Genomic DNA, 12,551 nt, shown 5'->3' with positions numbered 1-12,551 from the left:
AGGACGTCCTGGTGAGCCGGATATGCGTCGTTTGGCCAGCGCTGCCCGTGCCGCCTCCGGGCCTTCCCCCTACCGTCGCTCGGTGAAGCGTGCGAGGACCGACGGTGCGAACCGTGCCGCCGGGGCCGGCTCGCGCGAAGGTGCGAACCGTGCCGCCGGGGCCGGCTCGCGCGCGAAGGCGCGGGCCATGCCCCCTGCATCCGGATGTTCGCTCCGACGACGAGTGGTGCGCCTCCGGGAACCGGGCGGCCGGCTGGAACGGCATCGACTGCGGTGGGCCGGATCACGGTGGAGGCGGGCCATCGGGGCGCCATGTGGTTGACGGTGCCGATCGGGGTCATGATGTCGGACGTGATGGGAAGCCTGAAGACCGAACCTGCCCAGTCCCGACCCGATCTGCTCGCCGCGCCGGTGGCAAAGGCCCTGGCGGTGTGGCCGGAGGACGCCCCAGTCGACGGCGATCAGGTGCTGGTGGCGCCGATCGACCCGGGGCTGGCCGACACCGCGGCGTTCTGCGCGGCTTATGGCGTGACGCTCGCCGAGTCCGCCAACTGCGTGATTGTGGCCGGTCGGCGTGGGGAGGTGACGAAGTACGCCGCGTGCGTCGTCCTCGCCACCACCCGGGCCGATGTGAACGGGGTGATCCGGCGGCACCTCGACGTCCGGAAGTGCAGTTTCGCGCCGATGGATGAGGCGGTGTCGCTGACCGGGATGGAATATGGCGGGATCACTCCGATCGGACTGCCCGCCGACTGGCCGATCCTTGTCGACTCCCGGGTCGTCGCCACCCCGCACGTGATCATCGGCTCGGGGGTTCGGCACAGCAAGATCGTGGTGGCCGGCCCGGCGTTGGGCGCTCTCCCCGGCGCGCAGGTCATCGAAGGTCTCGCCAAAGAGGTCGGCTGACCGGTCGCGTCCGGGAACTCAAGCCGGCTGCGGGCTCTCTGTAGATAGGCGTCGATACCGTTCCACGTGAAACGTCATTGAAGCGTGTCTACGGTCTTACGGCGCTCGGTCTCCGCGAAGCCGGCCAGCAGGATGGCGGACTGCTGGGCGAACGACCGCGTCCAAGCCGATCCACCCGGCTGCCTGGGCCAGAGCCGGCAGCGGGCAGCCGGCGGCGGGAGTTGCGGAAGTCGGCCTAAGTTGCGGAAGTCGGCCGGAGTTGCGTAAGTCGGCCGGAGGCGCGGAAGTCGGCCCGGCGGGCGGCGCGGAGGTCAGCTGGCGGGCGGCGCGTCCGTGCGTGGCGAGGCTCAGCTCGACTGCTCGGCGATCTGTCGCTTCAGGCGGCCGAGGATCGCTGTGCCGCCGCGGATGCGCAGCGGGCTGATCGCCTGGCCCAGGCCCATGCGAGCGTAGAGATCGTCCGGCACGGCCAGGATCTCGGTCGCGGACGCGCCGGCCAGGCCTTCGGCGAGGATGCCGGCGAACGCCCGGGTGGTCGGCGCCTCAGGCGGGCAGTCGAACCAGCTGACCACTGTGGCGTCCGGTTGGACCTCGGCCCTGAGGAAGAACTGCGTCTGGCACTCCGGGACCTGCTCCATGCCCTCGTGCCCGGCCAACTCGGCGGGCAGGGGCGGCACCGCGTCGGAGAATTCCAGCAGCATTTCCAGGACGACGTCGCGGGGCGCGGAGGCGAACTCCTCGACGATTTGGGCCAGCTTCGGCGGCATGTCGCTCACGAACACCAACCTACGCGCAAAGGTGCAGGACCGACCGGCCGAGGGAGGACTGCCGCGTCACCTGACCCGCCGGCCGGCACGGGCGAGGCGACGGCCGGTCGGGCGGCGGCCGACGTGGGCGGGCCGGAGCCGGGAGAGCCGTGGCGGCTGAGCGGGCGGAGGCCGACGTGGGCGGGCCGGAGCCGGGAGAGCCGTGGCGGCTGAGCGGGCGGCGGCCGACGTGGGAGGGCCGGAGCTCGGAGGGTTGCGGTGGCCGGTCAGGCGGCGGCCGAGGTGGGGAGGAGGGCCACGTCGCTGAGGCTGATCAGGCCCACCGCCTTGCGGTCGGCGTCGCAGACCAGGAGGCGGCGGACCGCGCGGGAGCGCATGGCCTGGACCGCCTCCTCGACCGTGGCACTCTGCTCGATCATGATCAGCTCACGGGTGGCGATCGCGCCCAGCGTGGTCGACGCCGGGGACAGGCCCTCGGCCACGGCCCGGACCACGATGTCCCGGTCGGTGACGATGCCCGCCATGGTCGGCCCGTGCGTCACCACCACGTCCCCGATGCCCTGGTCCCGCATGGCCTGCGCGGCCTCGTCGAGCGGGGTGTCCTCCGGCAGGTAGACCACCCGCCGGGTCATCGCGTCAACAACCAGCCTCGCCATGCCTCTGCCCTCCCGTCGACATCCGCTTACCCCAGTGTCGCCACGATTACCCCGGGTACGTCCACAAGGGGCACATCCTTGCGCTCTCCGGTAAGCCTGTCACGCCATTCGGCGTACCCCTCGGTCAAGCGGCGGCCGACCACGACGGACCGGGAGATGCCGATCAGCTCGGCGTCGGTGAATTTCACGCCGGCCGAGACGTTCGGCCGGTCGTCGACCAGCACCCGGATCCCGGCCCGCACCAGCGTTTCGGCCAGTGTCAGCGCGGCCGCCACCTGCCCGTCCCGGCCGGCCGCGACGATGTGGACGTCGGCCGGCGCCACCTCGGCCGGCCAGAGCAGCCCGCGCTCGTCGTGGTGCTGCTCGGCGATCGCGGCGACGGCCCGGGACAGCCCGATGCCGTAACTGCCCATGGTGGGCCGCACCGGCTTGCCGTCGGCACCCAGAACGTCCACCTTGAACGCCTCGGTGTAGCGCCGGCCGAGTTGGAAGATGTGACCGATCTCGATCCCCCGGCGGATGGTCAGCGAACCGTCACCGCAGGCCGGGCAGGGGTCGCCGGCCCGCACCTCGGCGGCCTCGACCGTGCCGTCCGGGGTGAAGTCGCGGCCGGACACCACGTCGGTGGCGTGCCGGCCCGGCTGGTTCGCCCCGGTCAGCCAGGCGGTGCCGGGCGCGACACGCGGATCCACGAGGTGACGCACCTTGCCGCCCTGCGGGCCGATGTATCCCTTGACCAGGTCGGGGCGGGACGCGAAGTCGTCGAAAAGGGTGGCGGTGGCCGGGGCGAGCGCGGCGTTCAGCCGCTTGAGGTCCACCTCGCGGTCGCCGGGCACGCTGATCGCGACCACCTCGTCGGGCCGGCCCGGGTGGTGCACGGTGACCACCACGTTCTTCAACGTGTCCGCGGCGGTCCAGTCGGACCGGCCGGCCAGCCGGCGCTCGTTGGCCACGTCGACCAGGGCCGCGATGGTGGGGGTGTCCGGCGTGTCGTGCACCGCCGCGGGCGGCGCCGTGACCGGCCGGGCGGGTGGCGCCGGGGTCGTCACGGCCTCGGTGTTCGCGGCGTAGTCGCAGGCGGTGCAGCCGGCGAAGGTGTCCTCGCCGACGTCGGCGGCCGCCAGGAACTCCTCCGACGCGGAGCCGCCCATGGCGCCCGACACCGCGGAGACGACGGTGTGCTCCAGACCGAGACGGTGGAAGATTCGCTGATAGGCGGCGCGCATCCGGTCGTACGCCGCAATCAGGTCTTGATCTGTCAGACCGAAGGAGTAGGCGTCCTTCATCAGGAACTCGCGGCCGCGGAGCAGCCCGCCGCGGGGGCGCGCCTCGTCGCGGAACTTCGTCTGGATCTGGAAGAGCACCAGCGGGAAGTCGCGGTACGAGCTGGTCAGGTCCTGGACCAGCAGGGTGAACATCTCCTCGTGCGTGGGTGCGAGCAGGTGCTCGGCGCCACGACGGTCCTTGAGGGTGAAGATGTCGTCGCCGTACTCGGTCCAGCGGCCGCTCACGTCGTACGGCTCCCGGGGCAGCAGGGCCGGGAACGAGACCTCCTGGCCACCGACGGCGGCCATCTCCTCGCGGACGATCGTGGTGACCCGGTCCAGCACCAGCTTGCCGAGTGGCAGCCAGGTGTAGCCGCCCGGGGCGGCGCGGCGGACGAATCCGGCGCGCACCAGGAGCCGATGACTCGGCACCTCCGCGTCCGCCGGCTCCTCACGCAGGGTCTTGAGCAGCAGGGTGGACATCCGAAGCAGCATGGCCACACAGCGTAGAGATGCGGTAGTACTAAATCACCTGCTTATCCAGGTGTCGCCATCGTCACGTTCCGCTGCTTACCTGTCCGGTGGAGACTGATCCGGCAACCAAAGCTGAACAGACGTTAGGGGGGAACGATGGCCTGGCGCAGCTTCGTGGCAATGGGTGACAGCTTCACCGAGGGCATGTGCGACGAGTATCCGGACGGCACCTATCGCGGATGGGCCGACCTGGTCGCCACCCGTCTCGCGGTCGACTCCGGTCCCGACTTCGGCTACGCCAACCTGGCGATCCGGGGCCGGCTGCTGGACCAGGTGATCGCCGAGCAACTGGAACCGGCGCTGGCCATGCGGCCCGATCTGGTGAGTTTCGCGGCCGGCGGGAACGACGTTCTGCGGCCCCGGGTGGATCCGCACACGCTGGTCGAGCGGATCGATCCGGTGATCGCCCGGATCCGGGCCACCGGCGCCGACGTGATCATGTTCCGGTTCGCCGACGTGGCGGTGCACATCCCGGGCGGGCAGCGGATGATCGGCGGCCGGGCGGCGATCCTCAACGACGGCTTCCGGGAGATCGCCGAGCGGCACGGGGCGTATCTGATCGACCTGTTCGCCGACCACGCGTACCTGCACCGCGGCATGTGGAGCGACGACCGGCTGCACCTGTCCGAGATGGGGCACCGGCGGGTGGCCGGGCACGTGCTGAACGCGCTCGGCGTCGGGGTCGAGGAGGACTGGATGCTGGTCCCGTCGGCGCCGCAGCCCACGCCGTGGCGGCTGGCGGTCAGCTCGGACCTGCGCTGGGCCCGGGAGCACCTGGCCCCCTGGGTGGGCCGTCACCTGCGCGGGCGTTCGTCGGGTGATCTCGTCACGGCGAAGCGCCCCGTGCTGGGCCCGATCGGGGACTGAGAAGGGCTAGCGTGACAGGCATGTCAGTTCCGAACGATCCGGCGCAGGCGCTGCAGGCCTACGCACACCCTGACAAACTGGTCACCACCGAGTGGCTCGCCGACAATCTGGACACCCCCGGGCTGGTGGTCGTCGAGTCGGACGAGGACGTGCTGCTCTACGACACCGGGCACATCCCGGGCGCGGTCAAGGTCGACTGGCATCTCGAGCTGAACGACCAGCTCACCCGGGACTACCTGGACCCGGCCGCGTTCGCCGCGATGTGCGAGGCCAAGGGCATCGGCCGCGACGACACCATCGTGTTCTACGGCGACAATTTCAACTGGTGGGCGGCGTACGCCCTCTGGGTCTTCAGTCTTTTCGGACACCGCGACGTACGGCTGCTCGACGGCGGCCGGCAGAAGTGGGTGGCCGAGGGGCGCCCGGTGACCCGGGACAAGACGGCCCGGCCGAAGGCGGAGTACCCGGTGCCGGTCCGCAACGACGCGGAGATCCGGGCGTTCCGCGACCAGGTGATGGGGCACATCGCCAGCGGGCGGCCGCTGGTCGACGTGCGCTCGCCGCAGGAGTACACCGGCGAGCTCACCCACATGGAGGCGTACCCGCAGGAGGGCGCGCTGCGCGGCGGGCACATCCCGGGCGCGGTGAGCAAGCCGTGGAAGTCCGCGGCGAACGACGATGGCACGTTCAAGGCGTACGACGAGCTCGTCAAGATCTACCGCGACGAGCTGGGTCTGGAGACGGGGGACGACGTCATCGCGTACTGCCGGATCGGTGAACGGTCCAGCCACACCTGGTTCGTGCTGCACCATCTGCTGGGCTACCCGCAGGTCCGCAACTACGACGGCTCGTGGACCGAGTGGGGCAACCTGGTCCGCGCGCCGATCGCCAAGGGCGCGGAGCCGGGCGGCCTGAGCTGATCTCGCCGGGCGGCGCGGCCTCCGGGGACCGCGCCGCTGGTCCGGGCGAGTCACCGGAGCCCGGTGAACCGTCTCGACGAGGCCCGTGCGGCGACCCGCCGAGGCGGTGACGACCTGGTCGGGACCGTCACGCTCGCGGTCGGGCAGGGGCCCGGCCGGTCGGCGTGTTCGCCCGCAGGGCCTACCGGGCGGCCGGTCGTCTGCCGGAGGCGGCGGAGGTGGCCGAGGAGACACTGTTCGGTTTCCAGCGGCTGGATCCGACCGCTCCGGCGAATGACACCAGGTTCCTACTGGCCGGTATGTAGCGTGATTTTCACGACACCGCTCGGGCCCTGGAGATCTGCCGCGAGTTGGTCGAATTGCTGGCCGACAACCCGGCCGGGCGGGGCCAGACCGGCGAGGAGGCCGGGCAGTTGCTCTACCAGCTGGACCGGGACGCCGAGGCGGCGCTGACGTTCCAGGCCCCGGCCGAGGCGCTGCGCGAGGCCGGCGGGTCGCGCGTGCCGCGGCGCCGGCTGATGGCGCTGAACTACGCCGACGAGGTCGAGAAGGCCGAGAAGCTGATCGCGATGGTTACTCGTCGGTACGCGGAGCTTCCCGCCGGCGTGGCTGAAGAGCCTGGTGTGCGCCGGGAACACTGGATCTTCGCATTCGAGCCGGCCTATATGTTCCTGCGGCGGGGCGGGCTGCCGAAGCGGTGGCCGGTCTGGTTGGCGCGCCCGAACGGCTACGCCTGATCGGGGCACACGAGGACGCCGATCGGGTGTCTGTGCCGCAGGCGCGGACGCTGATCGACTTCGGCCAGCCGGGTCGCGGCCGTGCGGACGCCGGAGGAGATATCCGAGCGTGACTAGGACGCCGACGAGTTGTACGCCGAGGCGCGCGCCGCCGTCGATCGGCTGAACGACCGTTAAGCAAGGACTTGACGACGGGTTAAAGTGACGAGGTGACGACGGTAGATCAGCGGCACCGGACCACCCCGCCGGCGCCTCGGCGGCGGTCACGCCGCGACGAAATTCTCGAGATCGCGGTCGGACTCTTCGCGGCCCGGGGCTATCACGGCGTCTCGATGGACGACATCGGCTCGGCGGCCGGCGTCACCGGCCCGGCGCTGTACCACCACTTCGCCGGCAAGGAGGCGATGCTGGTCGCCGCGCTGATCCCGGTCAGTGAGAGCCTGCTGGAGGGCGGCCGTGAGCGGGTCGCCCGGCATCCGGCCGAGGCAGAGGCCGCGCTCGCCGACCTGATCGACTTCCACGTCGACTTCGCGCTGGCCAACCCCGCGGTGATCGCGCTGCACCTGCACGAACTGGACCGCCTGCCGGAGGAGCCACGGCGCCAGATCCGGCGGCTGCAGCGACTCTATGTGGAGGAATGGGTGGGTGTGCTCACCCTGCTGCGCCCCGAGCTGCAGCCGGCCGAGGCGCGGGTGCTCGCCCACGCCGCGTTCGGTCTGATGAACTCGACACCGTTCCTGGGCGGGGAGGTGGAGCGGCGCCGGCGGGCCGACCTGCTGCGCGACGCCACCATGCACGCCCTCACCGGCCGGTAGCTGCCGGCAAGAGAACAGGCGACACCCGGCGGCGCCGCGTGATCCGCGATGTCACCGGGCGGAAACACCGGTCGTCCCACAGGGCGTCCGGCACCCCGACCTACAGGAGCCTCATGATCGAGTCGCTGCTCGTCGCCAACCGCGGTGAGATCGCCCGCCGAATCATCCGCACCGCCAATCGCCTCGGTATCCGCACGATCGCGGTGTATTCCGACGCCGACGCCGACCTGCCGTTCGTCCGGGAGGCCGCCGAGGCGGTCCGGATCGGCCCGGCCGACCCGGCGCAGAGCTACCGCAACGCCGACGTCATCCTGGCCGTCGCCAAGGAGCGCAACGCCCAGGCCGTCCACCCCGGGTACGGCTTCCTCAGCGAGAACGCCGGCTTCGCCCGTACCGTCGAATCGAACGGCCTGGTGTGGGTCGGACCCGGAGCCGACGCGATCGCCGCGATGGGCGACAAGATCAATGCCCGGAATCTGATGGCCGCGGCCGGCGTGCCTGTCGCGCCCGGCACGCCGGAGCCGGTCGCCGGCGTCGACGCCGCGCTGGAGGCGGCCGCCGCGATCGGGTATCCGGTGATGGTGAAGGCCGCGGCCGGCGGTGGCGGGATGGGCATGGGCGTCGCGGCCGACGAGGCGGCCCTGCGCACCGAGTTCGGCAAGGTGCAGGCGTTCGCCGAGCGGATGTTCGGCGACGCGTCGGTGCTGCTGGAGCGCTACTTCCCGCGGGTGCGGCACGTCGAGGTGCAGATCCTCGGTCTGGCCGACGGCCGGGTGGTCGCGCTCTCCGAACGGGAGTGCTCGGTGCAGCGCCGCAACCAGAAGCTGGTCGAGGAGGCCCCGTCCCCGGCGGTCGGCCCGGAGCTGCGGGCCAGGATCCTGGCGGCCGCGGTCAAGGCCGGCGAGGCGGTGGGTTATCGCAACGCGGGCACCGTCGAGTGCCTGCTCGACCCGGCCACCGAAGAGTTCTTCTTCCTGGAGATGAACACCCGGCTGCAGGTCGAGCACCCGATCACCGAGCTGATCCACGGGATCGACCTGGTGGAGCTGCAGCTGCGGATCGCCGCCGGCGAGGATGTCACGGTGCCGGCGGAGACCACGGGTCATGCCGTCGAGCTGCGCATCAACGCGGAGGATCCGAAGCGGTTCCTGCCCGGGCCCGGCCGGATCACGACGTGGCAGGAGCCGGCGGGCGCCCGCGTCGACTCCGGATACACCGAGGGCAACACGGTCACCCCGTTCTACGACTCGCTGCTGGCCAAGCTGATCGTGTTCGGCGCCGACCGCGCGGACGCGCTGGCCAAGGCAGAGGCGGCGGTCGCCGGCTTCGCGATCGCCGGCCCGAAGAACAACCTGCCGTTCTTCGCCGAGCTGCTGGAGAACGACGAGTTCCGCTCCGGCGACTACGACACCGGCATCGTCGCCCGGATGAGAGGGGGGAAGTGATGACCTTCGTCAGCATCCGCGAGGTGGCGCCCCGCGACGGCCTGCAGAACGAGGACCCGGTCCCGGCCGGCGGCAAGGTCGAGCTGATCGACGCGCTCAGCGGGACCGGCGTAGGGCGCATCGAGGCGGTCTCGTTCGTGCACCCCAAGGCCATCCCGCAGATGGCCGACGCGGACGAGGTGTGGTCCCGGATCAGCAGGGACCCGCGGGTACGGTATTCCGCGCTGATCCCGAACACCCGCGGCGCGCAGCGAGCGCTGGCCGCCGGCTTCCGGGAGATCGAGGTGGTGGTCTCCGCCAGCGACACCCACAACCGGCGCAATCTCAACCGCTCCACCGACGAGTCGCTGGACGACATCGCCGGGCTGATCCCGCTGGTCCACGAGGCCGGCGCCACCCTCGAGGTGATCGTGGCGACCAGCTTCGGCTGCCCCTACGAGGGGGATATCGCGCCCTCGCGGGTGGCCGGCATCGTCTCGCGGGTCCGCGCCGACGGCGCGGACCGCATCGCTTTCGGCGACACCACCGGGATGGCGACGCCGCGCCGGGTCAGAGACCTGCTTTCCGAGGTACGGCCGGATCTCCTGCACTTCCACAACACACGTGGCACCGGCCTCGCCAACATCGTCACCGCCCTGGAGCTGGGTGTCACGGAGTTCGACGCCAGTGCCGGTGGTCTGGGCGGTTGCCCCTACGCGCCGGGCGCGTCCGGCAACGTGGCGACCGAGGAGGTCGTCCACATGCTGCACGACATGGGATTCGACACCGGAATCGACCTGGACAAGTTGATTCAGGCCGCCGAACTGGCCGAACGTCTGGTTGGGCGAACACTTCCGTCGGGCGTTCTACGGGCCGGTCCGCGTACTCGCACGGTGTGATTCTTCCGCCCGATTCCAACGATGATTTTTCTGATTTGCCCGCGTGACTTTCTGCTCGCTCACCTCGTTACCAATACCGAGTGGCCGATATCGCCAGTTCCGGACTGCCGGGACGTCAACCGTGAGGCCGACGACGAGGGGTGGGACCGATGGCGGGCTGGAGGGTCGAGCGCACACCGCGCGCGACGTCCGGTCCCGTGCCGTCCACCCGCGGAGGTTCCCCGCTCGCCCCGCCCCACCACCAGGGGGCGGGGCGGCGGCCGGAGCGCCGCGCCGGACGTGCCGGTCACCGGTGGGTCCTGCGTGCCCTCGTCATCGGTGGTCTGGCCGGGGTGGCGTGGCTGCTCACCGGCGCCGCCGCGCACGCCGCGGGGCCCGAGGCCGAGCCGGTCGCCGGCTCGCTGTTCGGGACCACCACGGACGATGCCGAGCCGGTGGCCGAGAACGAACCAGTGGTCGGTGAACTCCTGAAGGCGGCCGTCCAGCCGCTGGAGCCCGTGCCCGAGATCCACCAGCGCGTCCTCACCGTGCTGTCCGAGGAGTCGGCTCTCTTCGCGAAGCGGGCTCCCGGAACCCCGGACCCGGCTGTCGAGAGCCCGGTGTCCGGAACTCCCGCGCCGGTGGAGGGGCCCGTCGAGGACGACGAGTCCTCGATCGACGCGGAACCTCTCGGTGACGCCCTGCTGACGGCGACCGCGCCGCTGCAAGCCGGTGGCGGGGACGCAGCCGGCCAGGAGCGGCCCGTGGCCGAGAGCGATGTGACCGGTCCGGCGGCTCTGCCGCGGACGCCGGCCCCGGCACCGGAGATTGCTGATCCGTCGGGACCCCCGGCGTCGCGCGTCCAGGCCCGTCAGCGGGCCGTTCCGGAGACCGACGCGCCGGCCCGGCGGGCCGGCGCGCGCTCCCGGCCGCACGTCCACCGGCACACCCCGGCCGCCCGGCCGGTCGCGCCGGAGACGATCCGGGAGAACCAGCCCGGCGACGGACCCGCGCCTACGCGGATGAACCTCGGGGCGGTCAGCGGCATCCCGGCCGGTGGCCCGGGAACGAACACGGAGAGCGGCTCGGCGGCCGTTCTTCCGGGCGGGACCGCGATCGGCCCGGTGGCCTGCCACCGCTGCCCGGTCGCGCCCGCCGCCGACGTCCGGCGCTACGACGCCGAGGCGCCGACCGTCTCACCTGACTAGTCATGTGACGTTCGGCGGGCTGTGTCCGCCCGCCCGGCCCCGCGATTCCCGAACCGTTTGCGCACAAGCGGCGAATCGCACGGCGGCCGAAATCATCACCGCACCGGGCGCACGCCGCCGGGCGGTCACCACCGGAGAAACAGAGCCTGGGCGCCGCTGTGCCCGAAAAGGTGTTCCGGAGCCAGCCAATTGAACAAGCAGTACTCCTTGCCGACCCTGTTGAAAGGCATTTTCTCTATGAAGAAGACGTGGGTTCGTAAAACGCTGAGTGTCGGAATCATGGCAGCCGGAGCCCTGCTGCTGGCCCCGGCGGCCGCCCAGGCCGGCCAGCACGGCTCCGCCGGGTCGACCGGCCGGGGCGCTACTCAGGTCTCCTCCACCAACCTCGGCGCCCTGAACGGCACGCAGTTCGCCGCCCCGGTCACCATGCCGGTGAACATCAACGGCAACGCGATCGCGCTGGGCGGCGTCTCCTCCGCGGCCGGCGGCGGGGTCAACCGGGTCTCCGACGGCTCCCGCGCCTCGCGTTCCGGCAAGGGCATCGCCCAGCGGTCGGGCGACAACGCCGGCTTCCTGAGCGGCACCCAGATCGCCGTGCCGGTGACCGTGCCGATCAATCAGAACGGCAACGCGGACAGCCTGCTCGGCGTGAGCTCGGCCCGCGGCTCCGGCGCCAACCACATTCAGGAGGGAACCCACGTCGCCGACGGTGGCTGGGAGGACGCCATGACTCAGGCGAGCGGCGGCAACGTCGGCTTCCTGAACGGCACCCAGCTCTCCGTGCCGGTGACCATCCCGGTCAACCAGTGCGGCAACGCGACCTCGCTCTTCGGCGGGGTCTCCTCGGCGCGCGGCGTCTGCGCCAACTCGATCGGGGACAACGGTCTCGGCTGGAGCGCCGTGACGTCGCACCACGGCGACGACCACACCGGTGGCTGGGACCACGGCATCATCCAGGGCACTCTCAGCCTGGTCGGCAGTGGACAGTACGCCGCGCCGCTCATCGGCCCGATCAGCGGCTGCGGCAACTCGCTCGGCTCTCTGCTGGGCACTGGTCAGGCCGGGCCGGCCTGCGGCGGCGAGGCCCCCGGTGCCGGAGGGGGCGGCGACACCGGCTACCCCGGCGGGGGGTACCCGGGTGGTGGGGAGTACCCGGGCGGTGGCGGGTACCCGGGCGGTGGCGGGTACCCGGGCGGTGGGGAATACCCGGGCGGTGGCGGGTACCCGGGCGGTGGCGGGTACCCGGGCGGCTACCCGGGCGGCGAGTACCCCGGCGGTTACCCGGGTGGGGGTGGGGAGTACCCGGGCGGAAAGATCCCGGGTGGGGAGTACCCCGCTGGTTACCCGGGTGGGGAGTACCCCGCTGGTTACCCGGGCGGTGAGTACCCCGCCGGCTACCCCGGCGGCGGCTGTGGCAACGGTGGCGGTCACAAGGGCGGCTGCGCGGGCGGCGGCCACAAAGCCGGTGGTCACAAGGGCGGTGGTCACAAGGGCGGTGGTCACAAGGGCCACGGTGGTGCCAAGGGCGGCCAGGCTCCGGGCAACGTGATGGGACCCCAGCACGGCAACAAGGG

General features: G+C 71.7%; 12 protein-coding genes. 9 read left to right on the top strand and 3 right to left on the bottom strand.

Going from position 1 to position 12,551, the window contains the following annotated elements; all coding sequences use genetic code 11:
- Positions 1-354: 354 nt before the first annotated feature.
- Positions 355-906, top strand: coding sequence for a YbaK/EbsC family protein (locus Asi03nite_RS31550; RefSeq protein WP_203684196.1), 552 nt, complete (start codon positions 355-357; stop codon positions 904-906).
- Positions 907-1,253: 347 nt separating this feature from the next.
- Here Asi03nite_RS31550 and Asi03nite_RS31545 read toward each other — a convergent pair whose 3' ends face one another.
- The 3 genes from Asi03nite_RS31545 to Asi03nite_RS31535 form a co-directional block, all read right to left on the bottom strand.
- Positions 1,254-1,682, bottom strand: coding sequence for a SufE family protein (locus tag Asi03nite_RS31545; protein ID WP_203684160.1), 429 nt, complete (start codon positions 1,680-1,682; stop codon positions 1,254-1,256).
- Between the two features lie 257 nt (positions 1,683-1,939).
- On the bottom strand, positions 1,940-2,329 hold the full coding sequence (locus Asi03nite_RS31540; RefSeq protein WP_203684159.1) for a CBS domain-containing protein: 390 nt from the start codon (positions 2,327-2,329) through the stop codon (positions 1,940-1,942).
- A gap of 26 nt (positions 2,330-2,355) precedes the next feature.
- Positions 2,356-4,089 (bottom strand): proline--tRNA ligase, encoded by a 1,734-nt coding sequence (locus Asi03nite_RS31535; protein ID WP_203684158.1) that lies wholly within the window; start codon positions 4,087-4,089, stop codon positions 2,356-2,358.
- 135 nt (positions 4,090-4,224) lie between these two features.
- On the opposite strand from Asi03nite_RS31535, the gene Asi03nite_RS31530 reads away from it, so the two are divergent.
- The 8 genes from Asi03nite_RS31530 to Asi03nite_RS31495 all read left to right on the top strand — a co-directional run.
- A complete protein-coding gene (locus Asi03nite_RS31530) occupies positions 4,225-4,995 on the top strand; it encodes an SGNH/GDSL hydrolase family protein (RefSeq protein ID WP_203684157.1) in 771 nt (256 codons plus the stop codon).
- 20 nt (positions 4,996-5,015) lie between these two features.
- Positions 5,016-5,915, top strand: coding sequence for a sulfurtransferase (locus tag Asi03nite_RS31525; protein WP_203684156.1), 900 nt, complete (start codon positions 5,016-5,018; stop codon positions 5,913-5,915).
- A 350-nt stretch (positions 5,916-6,265) separates the two neighbouring features.
- Positions 6,266-6,652 carry a hypothetical protein gene (locus Asi03nite_RS31520; RefSeq protein WP_203684155.1) on the top strand — a complete coding sequence of 129 codons (387 nt, stop codon included), beginning with the start codon at positions 6,266-6,268 and terminating at the stop codon, positions 6,650-6,652.
- Positions 6,653-6,861: 209 nt separating this feature from the next.
- Complete coding sequence (locus Asi03nite_RS31515) at positions 6,862-7,467, top strand: TetR/AcrR family transcriptional regulator (RefSeq protein WP_203684154.1); 606 nt, start codon at positions 6,862-6,864, stop codon at positions 7,465-7,467.
- A gap of 113 nt (positions 7,468-7,580) precedes the next feature.
- A complete protein-coding gene (locus Asi03nite_RS31510; protein ID WP_203684153.1) occupies positions 7,581-8,912 on the top strand; it encodes an acetyl-CoA carboxylase biotin carboxylase subunit in 1,332 nt (443 codons plus the stop codon).
- Complete coding sequence (locus tag Asi03nite_RS31505) at positions 8,912-9,790, top strand: hydroxymethylglutaryl-CoA lyase (RefSeq protein WP_203684152.1); 879 nt, start codon at positions 8,912-8,914, stop codon at positions 9,788-9,790. Before Asi03nite_RS31510 ends, Asi03nite_RS31505 begins: the two co-directional genes overlap by 1 nt.
- Positions 9,791-9,939: 149 nt before the next feature.
- Complete coding sequence (locus tag Asi03nite_RS31500; protein WP_203684151.1) at positions 9,940-10,977, top strand: hypothetical protein; 1,038 nt, start codon at positions 9,940-9,942, stop codon at positions 10,975-10,977.
- Between the two features lie 279 nt (positions 10,978-11,256).
- Positions 11,257-12,551 (top strand): chaplin family protein (locus Asi03nite_RS31495; RefSeq protein ID WP_203684150.1); only part of this gene is annotated, 1,295 nt, incomplete at its 3' end.

It is taken from the genome of Actinoplanes siamensis (assembly GCF_016862395.1).
In the GTDB taxonomy this organism is placed as follows: domain Bacteria; phylum Actinomycetota; class Actinomycetes; order Mycobacteriales; family Micromonosporaceae; genus Actinoplanes; species Actinoplanes siamensis.
Note: the sequence above shows the minus strand (reverse complement) of the source record. Positions and strands in the feature narration are given on the sequence as shown.

What these genes read in the sequence shown, in the direction of transcription:
- Asi03nite_RS31550 (WP_203684196.1), top strand. Translation starts at nt 355, where the DNA reads ATGGGAAGCCTGAAGACCGAACCTGCCCAGTCCCGACCCGATCTGCTC.
- Asi03nite_RS31540 (WP_203684159.1), bottom strand. Translation starts at nt 2,329, where the DNA reads ATGGCGAGGCTGGTTGTTGACGCGATGACCCGGCGGGTGGTCTACCTG.
- Asi03nite_RS31535 (WP_203684158.1), bottom strand. Translation starts at nt 4,089, where the DNA reads ATGCTGCTTCGGATGTCCACCCTGCTGCTCAAGACCCTGCGTGAGGAG.
- Asi03nite_RS31530 (WP_203684157.1), top strand. Translation starts at nt 4,225, where the DNA reads ATGGCCTGGCGCAGCTTCGTGGCAATGGGTGACAGCTTCACCGAGGGC.
- Asi03nite_RS31525 (WP_203684156.1), top strand. Translation starts at nt 5,016, where the DNA reads ATGTCAGTTCCGAACGATCCGGCGCAGGCGCTGCAGGCCTACGCACAC.
- Asi03nite_RS31510 (WP_203684153.1), top strand. Translation starts at nt 7,581, where the DNA reads ATGATCGAGTCGCTGCTCGTCGCCAACCGCGGTGAGATCGCCCGCCGA.
- Asi03nite_RS31505 (WP_203684152.1), top strand. Translation starts at nt 8,912, where the DNA reads ATGACCTTCGTCAGCATCCGCGAGGTGGCGCCCCGCGACGGCCTGCAG.
- Asi03nite_RS31500 (WP_203684151.1), top strand. Translation starts at nt 9,940, where the DNA reads ATGGCGGGCTGGAGGGTCGAGCGCACACCGCGCGCGACGTCCGGTCCC.